This is a genomic window from Pseudomonas sp. FW305-20, assembly GCF_058788075.1.
Map to the genome: position 1 here is coordinate 25,028 of NZ_JBYTAJ010000044.1, position 17,615 is coordinate 42,642.

Below are 17,615 nucleotides of genomic sequence, written 5' to 3' on the forward strand. Positions count from 1 at the left end.
TGTGCAGTAGGGGAGTAGAGATTAGCAGCTAATTAATACTCCCCTAAACCTTGTGCGGTTTTAGTTTCAGAAATGTATTTTTTAAATAATGACCTTGCTCCGTAGGCCGGCAGAATATTAAAAACAGCAAAACACATTTTTATAGCAATCTGTACATAGACCAGATGTAGTATTTCGCTGTTTTGCATGGTTCCATAAAATGCAATAAAGCAAAAAATGAAACTGTCGATTATCACTGCGAAGAATGTGCTGAAAAATACTCGTAGAAAAAGAAGTCTGGAGTTTGTAAGTTCTTTTATTTTACATAGCAAATAAGAATTTACGTGCTCGGAAAAAAGAAAAGAAATGGAAGACGCCACTGATACGGATGAAACATGGCTGATGAGCTCACCATAGGAGCTATCAAATTTCCAGCTAGGTAGCCCTGGAAGATAGCTAGTGGCATTTAATAGAACAAAAACAAACGCATTGCTTAAGAAGGCAAACAAAATAGCTTTTCTTGCCAGTCTGAATCCATAAAACTCGTTCAATAAGTCGACTATTAGAAATGTCAATGGATACAGGAATACGCCAGGGGTGACAATAACGTTAAATTGCTCTAGGTAAAACAGTTTTGCGGTTGCGAAATTTGTAAAGATGTACAGCGTAAAAAGTATTAGATTTAGAGCAACAAAAATAATCCACGCTCCTTCATGACGATCATTTATTTCGTATGCGGTCAGTGCTGTCCCGCGAGAATAGTATTTCCGATACACATTTTTAATTTCTCCTTTGTTTAAATTGTCCAGTATCTCGCTTTTTAACAGTGCGCTTAGCGTTATTTTGATAACTTTTCCAGTGGAGAGGATCATAATTATTGCTAGGTTTTTATCGTTTTCAAATCCTAATAGTTTGTATTTACTATTCTCGATCTCATCCTTGTTAACCATTAAACCTTTCCTCAACGATTTCCCCTACTACACAGAAAACATCAGAGGCAAGAGCGAAATCATTGGCTATAAATAACTTTCTTGTAGTCTTGTTGTATGTTAATTTTTCACTGTCGCCATTCAAAAGTCCTTTGTTTATTATCAGCAGATCTCCAGGTTCATTGGCTCCACTGATTTCGCTCTCAAGAAGAACTCCGATTAAATTACACGCTGCGCCGAAATAGTAAGTCAAAGGGTGAAGTGTCGCGAGCTCACCGATTCTTTTGTCCAGGTTCTGAATAAGCAAGCTTTCTTTTATTATGGGGACTGCTGCTGGGTTCATGTTTCCGTGAAGGGAAATACTACTTTCTATTATCTCTTTCTTCTCAAAATCTATGCTTTCTATTTCTTTGTAGGATACTCCGAAAAAATCAGAGATCTTGCGAATTGTGGTCTGTTGAACGTTTACAACCTTGCCCTCCAATATGTTATATATCGTGGTTCTGGTTAAGCCTATGGAGTTGCACAGTGATAGTTGTGTTTCTCCGCGGCTTTTTATCAAATACTTGATATTATTTTTCAAGTTTTCTGTTTTTTCTTTTCTGTGCATTGGAAAATCACCGTTTGTTTATTGCTAGAGAAAACCTCCCAGGTACAGCTGGGTAACGATGGTGGTGTTGTTTTCAGATAGCCCTTCATCCTGAGTGTCTGAATTATGTGCAAAATAATGTCGCAAGCACGTGGGCAAACGTTAAATAATGTTTCATGACGGGGGGCGGGCAAATCAAGGAGTTTTCTTACAGAAATCAGGAAGTAATAATGATTTTATGTGTGGCACGGTTTTAAACGGCAGAACCGTCTATTTTTTTGCAGTCATCGACTTCAATAGGGATGTATGAATATTAACCACTTATAATCATTTTTTTGCACAGATGTTCACTTGTTTGATTAACAAAGTTAAATTTATTACTTATATATTTACCTCTCCGATAACACGCGTACAGTAAGCATCCTTGTCCCGGCTGGCAGTGTGGGACTTGCATTTTTAACTTTGCAAGGAGCTCTGTTATGAAAAAATTCGCCACCAAATCCGCAGAATCACCAAACGATTCTTCCAACGACACCGTCGATTCATCCCGTCCCGCCAAAGTCGCCGAACAACTCGTCAGCGTGCCTCTGCGCACTCACACACGTCCCGCCTCTGCGAGCTATTTCTTCGCCGTCGTTCCGGATGTCGACACGGAAGCTCTGCTCTGTCACGCCTCTGAAACCCTTGCCTCACTCAGTGTCATGGCCACCGATCTTGCCCGTGAGCTGGAAGGCCCTCGTCGCCATGTCATTGTGGGTATTCAGCAACTGTCCGCGCTGGGGGAATTGCTGGTCAATCGCGCGTTGGACAACCTGGAGCCGCCCCGGGGATCGTCTGAAGGTCGTCCAACGGCCAGTGCTGAATAATCGTGTGCCTTTTCCCAATGGAGGTTTTTTGTCATGGATCGATACATGCCCGTTACCGGCGTCGACTGCAACGTCCCATCATTGCTGATCGACACTGAAGCACCCCTGGATGTGTTGCATGAAACGGCGGCCTACCGCATTCGTACCGCAACGCAACTGCTGGAGAGCTTTGCGTTTGGCGAGGGTGTCCACAGTGAGCTGGCGCGGGTGTTGGTGACTTCATTGCGCGATGGCTGTGATTTGCTGGATGTCGTTGGACGACGGTTGCAGGGGCAGGTTTCCGTGCAGGAGAACAGGTAGTGCCGATCAATTAAGCCGTAATCCGATCCGTAGCAGCAGGCTTTGCCAGCTGCTACGGTCGGTGCCGTTCCTTGACTGAGCGGCTCCGACGGCCGGTTCCTGCGGCGGGTTAATCCCATTGCTTCCAGTTAATAGGAAGCATTACTATTCACGCCCCGTCTTCACAGCACATCGCAATGACCCCCAAGCTGCCCCGCAGACACGGCTTTTTCGAGCATTACGAAGAGTTGGTCGGGACCTGGACCCGTCGCCTGAGAAATCGTCAGCAGGCCGAGGACCTGGCCCACGACACCTTCGTGAGGGTGCTTGAGTCCGATTCGGCGGCGGTCGCACAACCTCGGGCGTATTTGCACCAGACCGCGCGCAACATCGCCGTGGATGGTTATCGGCGGGAGGATCGGCGGAGCGCCATGGAGTCGGAGGCGATCGATCACAGTGTGTCGTCGTCCGGCGACCCGGAGCATTTCATGCAGGCGATCCAGTTGGCTGACTCCATTGAACGGGCGCTCACCGAGTTGCCGGTCAACTGCCGCAAAGTGTTTGTCTGGCAGAAGATCGAAGGCATGACCCAGGCCGAAATCGCCGAACGCCTGGGGCTGTCCAAGAACATGGTGGAAAAGTATATGATCCGCACGCTGCGGCATCTGCGCGACCGCCTTGACGGATTGCAGCCATGATCGGCGGTGCCTTTTCATCCCCAGCCAAACAGGAACTTCCATGATGGATACTCGTGATTGTGCGTGCGGGCAAACAGCGGTTCGCGACGATGCGGCGCGGTGGTTTGTGCGTTTGCAGGAACCTGCGATCAGTGTCGAAGAGTCTCGGCATTTCGAAGCCTGGCTGGACGAACACCCTCAGCATCGCGACGAATTCCAGTTGCTCCAGGGCTTGTGGTCGGCAGCGGATTTGCTGCCGGCGGCGCGTCTGCAAGCCTTGTGTGAAACCCCGCCGGTGCGCAGCAAGCGTCGTCCGCTGGTGCGTTATGCGGTGGCGGCCAGCGTGTTGGCCGTCGCGCTCGGCCTGGGGTTGTTCAGCGGTTTGAATCACCCGGCGATCTACACCGCCGAATTTTCCACGGCCCTGGGCGAGCGACGTCATGTGGCGTTGCCGGACGGTTCGGTGATCGACTTGAACAGCCGCAGCCGCGTTGAGGTGCGCTATGAGAACGACCGCCGCAGTATCGAGCTGACGCAGGGCGAAGCGATGTTCAGCGTCGAGCACGACGCCCGCCGGCCCTTTGTGGTCGAGGCGGGCAGCGGCAAGGTCACGGTCACCGGCACCCGTTTTGATGTGCGCCGCGACACCGCCCAAACCCGGGTCGTGGTGGAGCAGGGCACCGTCAAGGTTCAGGGGCACGCTGCGGCGGACAGCGATTTCATCAGCCTCACGGCCGGTCTTGGCACGCACATCGATGCCCAAGGAAAAGTGGCCGCTGCCTACGCGGTCAATCCTGCCGAGCTGACCGCCTGGCGCAGCGGCAAACTGGTGTTCAGCAACGCCAGGCTCAGCGACGTCGCCGAGGAAGTTTCGCGCTATCGAGAGAAGCCGCTCACCGTCGGCAACGACAAAGTGGGCAATCTGCGCCTGACCAGCGTGTTCAAATCCGACAACACCGACGCACTGCTCAAGGCCTTGCCGAGCATTCTGCCGGTGGCCGTGCGTACCCTTGATGACGGCAGTCAGGAAATAATTTCAAAATAAATTCAGGTTTTTTTCGAGTTGATCGTCTTCCTGTCCAACTGCAACTGGTTTGCATTAACAGGCGCACACTCTTGCGATCCACAGGACTACGTTCGACGTGAAAAAATCCACCGCTAAAAACAATAAATCACCTTGGTTGCGCCTCGCTCTCGCCCTGGCTGTCACTGCGGCACTGCCCCAGGCTTTTGCCGCCGAGGCGATCCGCATCCCGGCGCAACCCCTGGGTCAGGCCCTGAGTGAACTGGGCCAGCAAACCTCGCTGCAGGTGTTTTTCAGCCCTGAGCTGGTCGCCGGCAAACAGGCCCCTGCAGTGGACGGCAACCTTTCGCCGGAAGACGCGTTGCGCCAACTGCTGCAAGGCAGCGGCTTGCAATACCAGATCGACGAAGGTTCGGTCACGTTGATGCCGGCTCCGACTTCGGCTGCCAACGGCCCTTTGGAACTGGGCGTGACCGACATCAAGGTGGTCGGCAACTGGCTCGGTGACGCCGATGCCGCCGTGGTGCAGAACCATCCCGGCGCCCGCACGGTGATTCGCCGTGAGGCGATGGTCGAGCAAGGCGCAATGAACGTCGGCGACGTGCTGAAGCGCGTGCCCGGTGTGCAAGTGCAGGACGCCAACGGCACCGGCGGCAGCGACATCTCCCTGAACGTCGGCGTGCGTGGCCTGACTTCACGCCTGTCGCCACGTTCCACCGTGTTGATTGACGGCGTGCCGGCAGCGTTCGCCCCGTACGGCCAGCCGCAGTTGTCCATGGCGCCGATTTCCTCCGGCAACCTCGACAGCATCGACGTGGTTCGCGGCGCTGGCTCTGTGCGTTACGGGCCGCAGAACGTCGGTGGCGTGATCAACTTTGTCACTCGCGCGATTCCGGAGAAAGCCACCGGTGAAATCGGCTCGACCCTGGAAACCTCCCAGCACGGTGGCTGGAAGCACATCGACACGGCGTTTCTCGGCGGCACCGCGGACAACGGCATCGGCATGGCGCTGCTGTACTCGGGCGTGAACGGCAACGGTTACCGTGAACGCAACAACGGCAACGACATCGACGACGTGATCCTCAAGACCCACTGGGCACCCACCGATGTCGACGATTTCAGCCTCAACTTTCACTACTACGACGCCAGCGCCGACATGCCCGGCGGCCTGACCCAGGCGCAGTACGACGCCGATCCGTACCAGTCCGACCGCAACAACGACAACTTCAGCGGCCGCCGCAAGGACGTCTCGTTCAAGTGGGTACGGCAGATCGACGACCGCACCCAGGCCGAAGTGCTGACTTACTATTCCGACAGCTTCCGTGGCAGCAACATCGCCGCTCGCGATCAGAAAACCCTCGGCTCGTTCCCGCGTACTTACTACACCTTCGGGATTGAACCGCGGGTGTCCCGTGTGTTCGATGTCGGCCCGACCACCCAGGAAGTGAGTGTCGGTTATCGCTACCTCAAGGAAGGCATGCACGAAGAGGCGAGCCGCCTGGCGCTGGTCAACAACGAGCCGGTCGCGACCAGGAGCTCGGACGGCCATGTGTATCAGGACCGCACCGGCGGCACTGAAGCCAACTCGGTGTACGTCGATAACAAAATCGACGTCGGCAACTGGACCATCACCCCCGGCATCCGCTTTGAACACATCAGCACCGACTGGCACGACCGCCCGGTGCTCGACACCGCCGGCAGACCGGTGCCGGAAAAGAACCGCAGCATCGAAAGCAACGAGCCACTGCCGGCCCTGAGCGTGATGTATCACGTGTCGGAGGAGTGGAAGCTGTTCGCCAACTACGAAACCTCGTTCGGCAGCCTGCAGTATTTCCAGCTCGGCCAGGGTGGCTCGGGTGACGAACCCGCCAATGGCCTGGAACCGGAAAAGGCCAAGACCTACGAGGTCGGCACGCGCTACAACAATGATGTGTGGGGCGGGGAAGTGACGCTGTTCTACATCGACTTCGATAAAGAGCTGCAATACATCAGCAACGATGCGGGCTGGACCAACCTCGGCGCGACCACGCACCAGGGTCTTGAAGCCTCGGTGCATTACGACATGGCGGCGCTGGACCCACGGCTCGATGGCCTGACCGCCAATGCCGGCTTCACCTACACGCGCGCCGTTTATGAAGGCGAGATCCCGGGCTTCAAGGGCCGTGACCTGCCGTTCTACTCGCGTCAGGTGGCGACCGCCGGTCTGCGTTACGACATCGACCGCTGGACCTATAACCTCGATGCCTTTGCCCAGTCCAAGCAGCGTTCGCCGGGCGTGGCGGTGAACGCTGATGGCAGTTTCAGCGGCAACTACATCACCGAAGGCACTGCGGACGGCCAGTACGGCGACATTCCGGGTTACGTCACCTGGAACGTACGCGGCGGTTATGACTTCGGCGCGACGCTTTCGAACCTGAAAGTCGGTGCCGGGGTGAAGAACATTTTCGACAAGCAGTACTTCACCCGTTCCAGCGACAACAACTCGGGGATGTACGTTGGCGCTCCGCGCACGTTCTTTGTGCAGGCTAGCGTCGGGTTCTGAGACCGAGGTGACTTCATCGCGAGCAGGCTCGCTCCCACACTTGATCGGCGTCGAACACAGACAGTGTGTGCACCGACGATTCCTGTGGGAGTGAGCCTGCTCGCGATGCTTTTAGACTTTCAACACCTTTCCGCCAATAGCCACCGCCACCAGCAACACCGCCATCAACCCGAAGGCAAAACTCAAACTGCTGCCATGGGCGATAAACCCGATCAACGCAGGCCCCGCAAGAATCCCCGCATAACCCAGTGTGGTAATGGCCGGTACGGCGACGCTTTCGGGCATCACCGTCTGTTTGCCCACGGCGGTGTACAGCACCGGCACAATGTTCGAACAACCCGCTCCCAACATTGCATAACCCACCAGCGCCGCTTCCCAGCTCGGGGCGAAGGTCGCTACAAACAGACCCGCTGCGGCCGTCAACCCACCGAACACAATCACCCGCGTGGCGCCGAGACGACGCACGATCGAGTCACCGGTCAACCGTCCGACGGTCATGGTCAGCGCAAACGCCGCGTAACCCAGTCCCGCATAAGCGGTGTCGATCCCGCGTTCCTGTGCCAGGAACACCGCGCTCCAGTCGAGCGCCGCGCCTTCGGCGAGGAACACGATGAAACACATCCCGCCGATGAACAGCACGATGCCATGGGGAACGGCAAACGCCGGCCCCGAACTTTCGCTGCCGTAAGGCAAGAGGTGCGGCGCGGCCTTGGCCAGGGCGATCAGCAGCATCACGATCACTACCAGCGTTGCTCCCAGCGGTGAAACCCCGAAGCCGAGCAGGGCGCTGACGCCCGCCGCACCGACTATCCCGCCGAGGCTGAACAGCCCATGGAAGCCCGACATCATGGTCTTGCCGCTGGCCCGTTCGACGATCACCGCTTGCAGGTTCACCGTCGAATCCACCGTACCCAGCCCCGCGCCGAACATGAACAACGCAGCAATCAACGCCGGAATCGACGTCACCGTCGCCAGCAGCGGCAGGGCCGCGCAGATCAGCAATACCCCGGCGCTCACCACCCGGCGACAACCGAAACGCGTGGCCAGAAGCCCCGCCAACGGCATCGCCAGAATCGACCCCACCCCCAGGCACAACAGCAGCAAACCGAGCGTCCCTTCATCCAGCCCGGCCCGAGCCTTGGCATAAGGCACCAGCGGCGCCCACGCAGCGATGCCGAAACCGGCGATGAAAAAGGCGATGCGCGTGGACATCTGCTCCAGGCGTCCGGGAACAAATGCGGTTTGGGTGTTGAGGTTGGTCATATCAATCCTTGGCAAAAGCGTCGCGTACCCAAGGGACAGTGATCGACCTGTAAGGGTTCGATATCCAGTCCGCGGGATTGGCAGTCAGGCAGGGCGCCATCGTTGCACAGCGTGACCCTCTGCCGCGAGCGCAAGTGCCGTCAATGTCCGGTTGGAGGCGATATGGACCATCCCCCTCAGGCTTTATTCGATGAAGGGAAAGATTGACGGTTGAAATAGCGTTGATGCATTTTTCAGGCACTTTCTGGCTGACTTCAGGACCGAACCATGACGCCGTTCTACGATGCTCGAGGCAATATCTATGCGGTTGTGGCGCCTGACGCCGTGCGCCGGGCAGGTATGGATTTACCCGCGCAGGCCAGTCGCGCTGCGCAAACCCGCGCGGCATGGGCGGTTTCGGCTATCGAGGCTTTTTGTGGCTGGGCACCCGGTACACAACCGCCGGGTAGCAAGGATCATCGTTGCGATGGCTTGCTGATCGGGCCGTTTCAAGACTCGCCACCGTTTGACCTGCTGATCGTCAACACCGACGGCACTCTGGCCGAGCGCAGTGGCAACGGGCTGACGATTTTCTCTCAGGCCCTGAGTGAGCAAGGGCGGCTGCCTGGGGATGAGGTTTGTTTGCTCAGGGTTCATCACGACAAGGCTGATGCGGTTTCGCCAGTGGGTACTTCGGTGAAACCGGCCGAGGTCGAGGGTGTGAAAGGGTTCTGGCTGGATTTGGGCAAACCCTCATTCGGGCCTGACGCGGTGGGGGCAAAAGGGGTTGATGACGTGCTGTTGAACGATCGCGATGTCAGCCATGTGCAGGCGTTGTCGGCGCTTGATTTCTCCTGGTCGCGCAGCCAGTTCGTGCGTATCGGCAATCCGCATTGCGTGACGCTTTTGGAGAGCGCTGATGCATTACCGAGCAATGAGCAAATGCGCGAACCGGAGTTGTCCGAAGGGCTGACGCGTATCGCTTACGCCATGCCGGCCGGGACAGGAGAGCCGTGTGCTGCTGGCGTGAATCTGCAATGGGCGATGCTTGAGTCTGAAGGGCGAGTCCTCGCGCGGGTATTCGAGCGCGGAGAGGGGCCGACGGCGTCGTCGGGTACCAGCGCCAGCGCGGTGGCTTGCGCGGCGTGGCGGGTGGGTTGGGTCAGTGCCGGGGAGGTGAAGGTGGTCATGCCTGGCGGTACGGCGCCGATTCTTCTGGAGGAAGAGCAGGGTGAGTTGAGTCGGGTCAGGTTGTTCGGCACGGCGCGGTTGATGGATTGAATTCAAGATTGCCTTCGCGAGCAGGCTCGCTCCCACAGGGGATTTGTGAACGACACAGATCCAATGTGGGAGCGAGCCTGCTCGCGAAGGCGTCAGCCCAGCCAATGCAAATCTCAGCTCTGATCGCCGAAGAACTCGACCACCGGCATCTGCCGCTTCATCAACACCTTGCCATCGCGCACCGAATAAAGCGGCAGGCCCTGGCTGCGGATCACTTCGTAATCGCTGTCCGCCGATAGAATCAGCAAATTCGCTGGCCGCCCGCGTTCCAGTCCATAACGATCACCCAGGTTCATGGCCTTGGCACTGTTGTCGGTGACCAGGTCCAGCGCGCTTTGCAGGTTGCGGTAACCGAGCATGTGGCAGATGTGCAGGCCGGCTTCGAGTACCCGCAAGATATTGCCGTTGCCCAGCGGATACCACGGATCGACGATCGAATCCTGGCCGAAACACACGTTCATGCCCGCTTCCAGCAACTCATTCACTCGGGTCACGCCACGGCGTTTCGGGAAGTTGTCGAAGCGCCCTTGCAGGTGAATGCTTTCGGTGGGGCAGGAGACAAAACTGATCCCTGAATGCCCGAGCAGGCGAAACAGTTTGGCGCAGTAAGCGTTGTCGTAAGAGCCCATGGCCGTGGTGTGGCTGGCGGTGACCCGCGAGCCCATGTCGCGGCTGCGGGCTTCTTCAGCCAGCACCTCAAGAAAGCGCGAGTGTGGGTCGTCGGTTTCATCGCAATGCACGTCCACCAGGCAACCGGTGCGCTCAGCCAGGTCCATCAGGAATTTCACTGAGCTCACGCCTTGATCGCGGGTGTACTCGAAATGCGGAATGCCGCCGACCACATCGGCGCCCATGCGGATCGCTTCTTCCATCAGGTCCCGACCGTTGCGGTATGACTCGATGCCTTCCTGCGGGAACGCAACGATTTGCATGTCGATCAGGTGACGGCTTTCCTCACGCACTTCGAGCATCGCCTTGAGCGCGGTGAGCTGCGGGTCGGTGACGTCGACGTGGGTGCGCACGTGCTGGATGCCGTGGGCAGCGAGGGTCTGGATGGTTTTCTTCGCGCGGGTTTTGGTGTCCTCTTCGGTGATGGTCACCTTGCGCTCGCCCCAGCACTCGATGCCTTCGAACAGCGTGCCGCTCATGTTCCAGCGCGGTTCGCCGGCGGTGAGTGTGGCGTCGAGGTGGATGTGTGGCTCGACGAAGGGTGGCACCACCAGGTTGCCGCCGGCGTCCAGATCATCGGGCCCCAGGGTCGGGGCTTCGGTCTGTCGGGCGATGTTGCTGATCAGGCCGTTTTCCAGGTGCAACTCATGCAGGCCATCTTGGTTGCGCAGGCGGGCGTTGATGATGTGCATCAGGTGAATCCTTTTATAGATCTTGTAATGGTGCGTCGGCAGTACGGGCACCCAGCACGCCGGTCAGTACTACATACGTTAACGCGGCTGCGGCAATCCCTACCAGCGGCGCGACCCACGGTGAACTGAACGCAGCCACGGTGCCGACTGCGTAAGCGGCCAAGCCAGACCAGTTGAACGCCGGCAACCGGGCGTCGGCCAGACGTGGATATTGACCACGATAGCGGTAGAAGAAGTCCGCCATGATCACGCCGCCAATCGGCGGAATCACGGTGCCCAGCAAAATCAGGTAGGGCACCAGCAGATCGTACATGCCCAGCAATGCCAGCAATGTGCCGATCACCGCGCCCGCCAGGGTCACGGTTTTGCGACGGCCGGTGCGCAGCAGGTTGCAACCGGCGACGGCGAAGTTGTAGATGGTGTTGTCCTGGGTGCTCCAGATATTGAGCAGCAACATCGCCATCGCCGCCATGGCGAAGCCTTGCAACAGCAACACTTCGACCACGTCCGGTTGCTGGTAGACGATGGCGCCATAGGCACCGATCAACACCATCAGGCCGTTGCCGATGAAAAAGCCGATCAGGCTCGCCAGCACCGCGACGCGTGCCGAACGGGAGAAGCGCGTCCAGTTAGTCGCCTGGGTTGCACCGCTGACGAAGGTGCCGAACACCAGGGTAATCGCGGTCGACCAATCCAGTGTTCCCGTCGGGACTACTGCGAGCAAACCGTCGAGCCCGCCGACCTTCATCGTGGCGACCCACATCGACAGCATCAGCAGCAACATCATCGCCGGTACGGCGATGTACGACAGAATCTCCAGCCCGCGATAACCGACATACGCGGTCGCGCAAAACAGCAGGCCGAACAGCACCATCAGCCCCAGAACGGTGCCCTCGCTCAATTCGAAATACTTGCCCAGCACCACGGCGGCAGTGGCGGTGCCCCAGGCGTACCAGCCGATCTGGGTAAAGCCGAGGATCAGGTCGCTGAGCTTGCTGCCCACTTCACCGAAGCAAAAGCGTCCCATCAACACCGAATTCAGGCCGCTCTTGAAGGCGATGTAACCCAGGCCGGCGGCGTAAATCCCCAGCAGCAGGTTGCCGACGACGATCACCGCCATCATCTCGCCGAAGCTGAACGCCACACCCAGCTTGCCGCCGGCAAACATGGTCGCGGTAAAAAAGGTGAAACCCAGCAGGACCATGGCCGTTGATGCCAGGCCTTTGCGGGCATGCATCGGGACTTCGCTGAGGGGGTAATCGTTGCCGGGATCGTTCTGCGTCATGGGGCGTTCCTTGCTGAATGAGTGACGCGGGGGTGTGTTGCAGTGGTCGTGCCAAGCGTGCGGTGGTGTAGTTATTTATAGCCGAGCGGGGGGATTTGGCTTGAGGAAGGCTCGATAGCGGTGCGGCAGTGATGCAAGTTGGAACACTGCCATTGATCGTTCCCACGCTCTGCGTGGGAATGCCTCAATGGACGCTCCGCGTCCGCTTCGGCAGGGACGCAGAGCGTCCCGGGCTGCATTCCCACGCAGAGCGTGGGAACGATCATCATCAATCAGCCGAAGGGAGGAACCGCAGGAGCGCTGCGACGATCGCTTCCGGCGCATCTTCCTGAACCAGATGCCCGGCATTCGCAATCACCTGAAATCGCGCCCCGGGGATCATCTGATGCAACGCCTGCCCACGCTCGATGGGAATCCACTGATCGTCTTCCCCCCACAGAATCTGCACCGGACAACGAATCGTCGGGTACAGCCCTTCGACCTCACGGGTATAGCGCTCGTCCATCTGCGCGATCTGCCGATAGAACGCCGCTTGTCCCGGATCGCCGAGCCACGGCTGCACGTAAGGCGCGAGTTCATGATCAGGAATCTCGCGCTTGATTGCCCCGCGTATATAGGCCGGCACGATCACCCGCTGAATGTAATCGGGCAGGCCGCTGAACGCCGCCTCATGCTGGCGCACATGCTGCACAAACGGCGAACCCCAGGGCGTCAGCGCCACGGGATCAATCAGCGTCAGGCTGCGGTAATCCTTGCCGTTCAGCAGGTGAGCACGCAATGCGGTGGCGCCGCCGAAGTCGTGAGCGACCACGTCTGGCCGTTCCAGGCCCCAGTGATCGAGCAAATGAGCCAGCAGGTCGTTCTGCACGCCCAGCGACACATCGCCCTCGATTTTCTCCGATAGCCCATAACCCAGCAGGTCAAAGTAATGCACCCGATGGGTGGTGATGAAGTGCGGCGCAATCCGGTGCCACACGTAAGAAGAAAAAGGCGTGCCATGCACGAACACCAACGGCGGACCGTCGCCCCTTACGGCGTAACGAACGGAGCGCCCGTTGAAGCGATAGGTCTGAGGCAGCGGCCAGTCAGTCATTGGGGGTGTCCTCTTGGCGTGGGGAAGCCAAAAAGCATAGGCATAAAAAAACAGCCGATGAAGGCTGTTTTTATATTCACTGACGAAACGTATTACCCTGTGGGATTTTTATCGGCGTTTAGATCGGTTTACTCGCCGTGATAGATGCAACCACTGGTGCACGTCTCGTGAATGCGGATCGCGCTGAGTTCCGGCAGCAGTGGCTTCAATTCCTTCCAGATGAACTTGGCCAGCACTTCACTGGTCGGGTTTTCCAGGCCAGGAATGTCATTCAGGTAGTTGTGGTCCAGGCGCTCATAGAGCGGCTTGAAAATCGCCTTGATTTCCGAGAAATCACGGATCCAGCCCGTGTGCGGATCGAGGTCGCCGCTCAGGTGGATCGCCACTTTGAACGAGTGACCGTGCAGGCGGCCGCACTTGTGGCCTTCCGGCACGTGGGGCAGGCGGTGGGCGGATTCGAAGGTAAATTCCTTGAAGATTTCCAAAGTGATTTCAGCTCTGTCAGGTGGCGATCGCCGTGGCGATGTGGGCAGGCGGCGAGTTTAACAGTTTGCGTTTGGCGTTGCGGGAAAACACTGACTAAAGGGTCAGCAAGCGTTCCCCAAGGCGACCGCTGGCAGCCAGTTCGAGGAACTCATCGCCCATGCGACGGCTTTCATCCATCGTCGTGCGCCAGTATTTCTGCCGGCTCGGGGCATCGCCCATGAAGCGTTTGAAGTCGTTGCGGTCCGGGAGTTTGCCGTAGGGCAGGCGCGCCAGGTAATCCTTCGACGGCGCCAGCAACAAGACATCCTGCAAGCGCGCAGGACACGCGCGGCGCCACGGCAGGGTCTTGTCGAACCAGCCGGGAATCACCCGGTCGGTGAAATGCGGATAGAGCACGATGTCGTTGCCGCTGTAGGGCAGGTCGAGGTGATAGTCCAGCAGACCGCCATCGCGAAACGTCCCGGCACCGGCACCCGGTAAATCACGTACGCCTTCCATTACCATCGGGATCGAGCCCGACGCGAGCAAGGCCTGGCGCAGGTTGCCGGCCTCCAGCGCAACGAAGCGCGAGGGGAAGTCGTTGAGCGCATTGACCGGCGGTGCCAGGCGCGGATCGTGAATGATCAGCCGCTCGAAATGCCGCGACAGGCGCGCCCGGCCGCGCAGGTTGTCGGCGATCACCGATGACAGGCCCAACCCCAGTCGGCCGCGATGATCGTCGGCCAGCAGGCCGTGGCTTTTGACCACCATGATGTTCAGGCGGTAATGGGCGTTGTCCAGAATCGACGCATCGCGGCCGTCGAGTAGCTCATCGAGCATGCGCCGGGAGCTCTGGCTGATCTGCGCCATGGTCACGCCCTTGGCGAAGTTCTGCTCGGTGTAGAGATGACCGAGGCGGCGGATACCTTCGGCGGCATCCGGCAGACACGCGCTGGCGAAGCGCCAGGAACCCACCGACGCACCGATCAACGAGCGCTCTCGCGGTGCCGACGGCAGCCATTCGCCGAACAACGCCAGGTCCAGGCCTTGAATCCCCAACGCCTTGGGACCACCAGCGGCACCCGGCAGTGTGCCGACATCGGCGGCGCTCAAACCGTTTTCACGGATGCGCGCCAAGGCGCGAGGACCGGCCTTGAGGGTCAGGGAGGGGAACTTGATGTGGATGGCGGTCATACCGGTCTCGAATGCAGGCAAGCGGGGGATTATAAACAGGTCAGGCAACGCCACCAGCCCACTGTGGGAGCGAGCCTGCTCGCGATAGCGGTGTATCAGTCGGTATTAGTATTGGCTGACCCACCGCTATCGCGAGCAGGCTCGCTCCTACAGGGTTTTGTGTATGCCGGTGATGTCGCGTTGTCATCACTAATGATGGCAATTCAGTTTCAGTTAAGTTCGCCCCGTTAAGGTGCACTCCGTAGGCAACACATAAAAAACACGGAGACACCCCATGAAAACCCTGACTGCCCTGTTCACCGCGTCGATCATCGGCATGACCGCCAGCATCGCCCACGCTCGCGACCTCGGACCCGACGAAGCCCTGAGACTGCGCGACGCTGGTACCATTGTGTCTTTCGAGAAACTCAACGCTACCGCCCTGACCAAACACCCGGGTGCCACCATCACCGAAACCGAGCTGGAAGAAGAGTACGGCAAGTACATCTATCAGGTGGAAATGCGTGACCCTCAGGGTATCGAGTGGGATCTGGAATTGGACGCCGTCAGCGGGCAGGTTCTCAAGGATCATCAGGATACGTAATGAACGTAAATCTATGCGCCAGAGGTCGAATGGCCCTGGTGCTTCTGGCTTTTTGCTCGGTGGTCATGGCTCGCGACCTGGATCAGGACGAGGCCCTGCGCCTGCGCCAACAGGGCGTGATCCTGCCGCTGGAGCAGCTGTTGCAGCAAGCGCTGGACCGCTATCCCGGGGCCAAATTGCTGGAAGCCGAGCTTGAAGAGAAACACGACGTCTACATTTATGAAGTCGAATTGCTGACCAGCGAAGGTGTGGTCCGCGAACTGGACCTCGACGCCATTACCGGCCAGTTACTGAAAGACAAGGAAGATTGATCGATGCGTTTGCTCCTGGTGGAAGACCATGTGCCGCTGGCCGATGAACTGATGGCCGGCCTCAACCGTCAGGGTTACGCCGTGGACTGGCTGGCCGACGGTCGCGACGCTGTGTATCAGGGCAGCAGCGAGCCCTATGACCTGATCATCCTCGACCTCGGCCTGCCGGGTTTGCCAGGGCTCGAGGTGCTGACGCAATGGCGGGCCGCTGGCCTGTCGACGCCCGTGCTGATCCTCACCGCCCGTGATTCCTGGGCCGAACGGATCGAAGGCCTCAAGGCCGGCGCCGACGATTACCTGACCAAACCCTTCCACCCCGAAGAACTGCACTTACGCGTCCAGGCGCTGTTGCGCCGTTCCCATGGCCATGCCAACCAGCCGACGCTCAAGGCCGCCGGGCTGCACCTGGACGAAGGCCGCCAATGCGTGACCCGCGACGGCGCCGACATCCAGCTGACCGCCGCTGAATTTCGCCTGCTGCGTTATTTCATGCTGCACCCCGAGCAGATTCTTTCCAAAAGCCACCTCGCCGAACACCTCTACGACGGTGAAACCGAGCGCGACTCCAACGTGCTCGAAGTCCACGTCAACCACCTGCGGCGCAAACTCGGGCGCAGCGTCATCGAAACCCGTCGCGGCCAGGGTTACCTGTTCGGCGGGCAAGCCCAGTGAGGTCGATCCAGCGCCGCTTGAGTCTGGGGTTGATCAGCGTGATGGTGATCGTCGGCCTGGTGCTGGCGCAGACCAGCCTGTGGCTGTTCGAAATGGGTTTGCATCGCTACCTCGAAGCCGGGCTGCGCAACGACAGCGAAAACCTGCTGGTGGCGCTGGTGCGTGGGCCGCAGGGTTTACAGCTGGATGAGCGACACCTGTCGCCGGCCTATCAGCGACCGTTTTCCGGGCATTATTTCCGCATCGATTTTGCCGACAAGCATTGGCGTTCCCGTTCGCTGTGGGATCAGGAACTGCCGCGCCTCGACCATGCCGGCCTGCACAGCAACCTGCAATTGGGGCCGGAAGGCCAGCAATTGCTGGTGCTGCGTTCAGACTATCGACGGCTCGGCCAATCGATTTCGATCAGCGTGGCCCAGGATTACACGCCAGTGCGCGAGAGTTTCCGGCGCATGCAGCAAGTCGGTCTGGGGCTTGGTTTGGCGGGGCTGCTGCTGATTCTGCTGCTGCAACGCATCACCGTGCGCCGCGCCTTGCGCCCGCTGGAAAAGGCCCGTGAGCAGATCGCCCAGTTGCAGCAAGGCCAGCGCTCGCAACTCGATGATCAGGTGCCGGTAGAGCTTGAGCCGCTGGTGGCGCAGATCAACCATTTGCTGGCGCACACCGAAGACAGCCTCAAGCGTTCGCGCAATGCGCTGGGCAACCTCGGCCACGCCTTGAAAACCCCGCTGGCGGTGTTGTTGAGCCTGGCCTCAAGCGAGAAGCTCGATGCGCAGCCAGAACTGCGCAAGGTTATTAAGGCGCAGCTGGAACAAGTCCAGCAGCGACTCAATCGCGAACTCAATCGTGCACGGTTATCCGGCGATGCGTTGCCGGGGGCGCTGTTTGATTGCGATGCCGAATTGCCTGGGTTACTGGCGACCTTGAACATGATTCATGGCGAGCATCTGGACCTCAGCTATAGGGCGCCGAAGGGGTTGCAACTGCCTTGGGATCGCGAAGATTTGCTCGAACTGCTTGGTAACCTGCTGGACAACGCCTGCAAATGGGCAGATGCCGAGGTTCGGTTGAGCGTGGTCGAGACGGCCGAAGGGTTTGAGTTAAGCGTGGAAGACGATGGGCCGGGGATTCCCGAAAACCAGCGCGATCAGGTGTTCGGCCGGGGTACTCGGCTTGATGAACAAACGGATGGGCATGGGTTGGGATTGGGGATTGTGCGGGACATCGTCGATACGTGGGGCGG

The 17,615-nt window shown here is 58.4% G+C and carries 18 protein-coding genes; 10 read left to right on the forward strand and 8 right to left on the reverse strand.

Going from position 1 to position 17,615, the window contains the following annotated elements; translation table 11 throughout:
• Positions 1–32: 32 nt before the first annotated feature.
• Together AC3WP4_RS26010 and AC3WP4_RS26015 are read right to left on the reverse strand one after the other, a co-directional pair.
• Positions 33–929 (reverse strand): queuosine precursor transporter, encoded by an 897-nt coding sequence (locus AC3WP4_RS26010; RefSeq protein WP_102616606.1) that lies wholly within the window; start codon positions 927–929, stop codon positions 33–35.
• Complete coding sequence (locus AC3WP4_RS26015; protein ID WP_102642475.1) at positions 922–1,518, reverse strand: helix-turn-helix transcriptional regulator; 597 nt, start codon at positions 1,516–1,518, stop codon at positions 922–924. The genes AC3WP4_RS26010 and AC3WP4_RS26015 overlap by 8 nt, the downstream gene beginning before the upstream one ends.
• 458 nt (positions 1,519–1,976) lie before the next feature.
• Between AC3WP4_RS26015 and AC3WP4_RS26020 the strand changes: the two genes are divergently transcribed.
• From AC3WP4_RS26020 to AC3WP4_RS26040, 5 genes are all read left to right on the forward strand, one after another.
• On the forward strand, positions 1,977–2,363 hold the full coding sequence (locus tag AC3WP4_RS26020) for a DUF6124 family protein (RefSeq protein WP_102616741.1): 387 nt from the start codon (positions 1,977–1,979) through the stop codon (positions 2,361–2,363).
• 33 nt (positions 2,364–2,396) lie between these two features.
• The gene (locus AC3WP4_RS26025) at positions 2,397–2,663 is read left to right on the forward strand and encodes a hypothetical protein (RefSeq protein WP_074878600.1); all 267 of its coding nucleotides are present in this window, start codon (positions 2,397–2,399) and stop codon (positions 2,661–2,663) included.
• A gap of 176 nt (positions 2,664–2,839) precedes the next feature.
• On the forward strand, positions 2,840–3,340 hold the full coding sequence (locus tag AC3WP4_RS26030) for a sigma-70 family RNA polymerase sigma factor (RefSeq protein ID WP_102616740.1): 501 nt from the start codon (positions 2,840–2,842) through the stop codon (positions 3,338–3,340).
• Positions 3,341–3,380: 40 nt separating this feature from the next.
• Positions 3,381–4,364: a FecR family protein gene (locus AC3WP4_RS26035; protein ID WP_074878588.1), complete on the forward strand. Its 984-nt coding sequence runs from the start codon at positions 3,381–3,383 to the stop codon at positions 4,362–4,364.
• Positions 4,365–4,461: 97 nt separating this feature from the next.
• Entirely contained in the window at positions 4,462–6,885 is a 2,424-nt protein-coding gene (locus AC3WP4_RS26040; RefSeq protein WP_102616739.1) for a TonB-dependent siderophore receptor, read from the forward strand.
• Between the two features lie 111 nt (positions 6,886–6,996).
• Here the strand turns inward: AC3WP4_RS26040 and AC3WP4_RS26045 are convergent, their stop codons facing one another.
• Positions 6,997–8,148 carry an MFS transporter gene (locus AC3WP4_RS26045; RefSeq protein WP_102616738.1) on the reverse strand — a complete coding sequence of 384 codons (1,152 nt, stop codon included), beginning with the start codon at positions 8,146–8,148 and terminating at the stop codon, positions 6,997–6,999.
• A 267-nt stretch (positions 8,149–8,415) separates the two neighbouring features.
• On the opposite strand from AC3WP4_RS26045, the gene AC3WP4_RS26050 reads away from it, so the two are divergent.
• Positions 8,416–9,408 (forward strand): diaminopimelate epimerase, encoded by a 993-nt coding sequence (locus AC3WP4_RS26050; protein ID WP_102616737.1) that lies wholly within the window; start codon positions 8,416–8,418, stop codon positions 9,406–9,408.
• 113 nt (positions 9,409–9,521) lie between these two features.
• On the opposite strand, the gene codA is transcribed toward AC3WP4_RS26050, so the two are convergent.
• From codA to AC3WP4_RS26075, 5 genes are all read right to left on the reverse strand, one after another.
• Positions 9,522–10,769 carry a cytosine deaminase gene (gene codA, locus AC3WP4_RS26055; RefSeq protein WP_074878579.1) on the reverse strand — a complete coding sequence of 416 codons (1,248 nt, stop codon included), beginning with the start codon at positions 10,767–10,769 and terminating at the stop codon, positions 9,522–9,524.
• Between the two features lie 13 nt (positions 10,770–10,782).
• Positions 10,783–12,054, reverse strand: a complete 1,272-nt coding sequence (gene codB, locus AC3WP4_RS26060; RefSeq protein ID WP_102616736.1) for a cytosine permease — start codon at positions 12,052–12,054, stop codon at positions 10,783–10,785.
• A gap of 268 nt (positions 12,055–12,322) precedes the next feature.
• A complete protein-coding gene (locus AC3WP4_RS26065) occupies positions 12,323–13,147 on the reverse strand; it encodes an alpha/beta fold hydrolase (protein WP_074878574.1) in 825 nt (274 codons plus the stop codon).
• A gap of 128 nt (positions 13,148–13,275) precedes the next feature.
• Positions 13,276–13,632 (reverse strand): 6-carboxytetrahydropterin synthase QueD, encoded by a 357-nt coding sequence (queD, locus tag AC3WP4_RS26070; protein WP_008152165.1) that lies wholly within the window; start codon positions 13,630–13,632, stop codon positions 13,276–13,278.
• A gap of 94 nt (positions 13,633–13,726) precedes the next feature.
• The gene (locus tag AC3WP4_RS26075; protein ID WP_074878572.1) at positions 13,727–14,806 is read right to left on the reverse strand and encodes a hypothetical protein; all 1,080 of its coding nucleotides are present in this window, start codon (positions 14,804–14,806) and stop codon (positions 13,727–13,729) included.
• A 274-nt stretch (positions 14,807–15,080) separates the two neighbouring features.
• On the opposite strand from AC3WP4_RS26075, the gene AC3WP4_RS26080 reads away from it, so the two are divergent.
• The 4 genes from AC3WP4_RS26080 to AC3WP4_RS26095 form a co-directional block, all read left to right on the forward strand.
• Positions 15,081–15,389: a PepSY domain-containing protein gene (locus AC3WP4_RS26080; RefSeq protein ID WP_074878570.1), complete on the forward strand. Its 309-nt coding sequence runs from the start codon at positions 15,081–15,083 to the stop codon at positions 15,387–15,389.
• Positions 15,389–15,700, forward strand: a complete 312-nt coding sequence (locus AC3WP4_RS26085) for a PepSY domain-containing protein (protein ID WP_074878568.1) — start codon at positions 15,389–15,391, stop codon at positions 15,698–15,700. The genes AC3WP4_RS26080 and AC3WP4_RS26085 overlap by 1 nt, the downstream gene beginning before the upstream one ends.
• Before the next feature lie 3 nt (positions 15,701–15,703).
• Positions 15,704–16,372, forward strand: coding sequence for a response regulator transcription factor (locus tag AC3WP4_RS26090; RefSeq protein ID WP_102616735.1), 669 nt, complete (start codon positions 15,704–15,706; stop codon positions 16,370–16,372).
• Positions 16,369–17,615: ATP-binding protein (locus AC3WP4_RS26095; protein ID WP_102650653.1), on the forward strand; the 1,247-nt coding region annotated here is incomplete at its 3' end. The genes AC3WP4_RS26090 and AC3WP4_RS26095, both read left to right, overlap by 4 nt.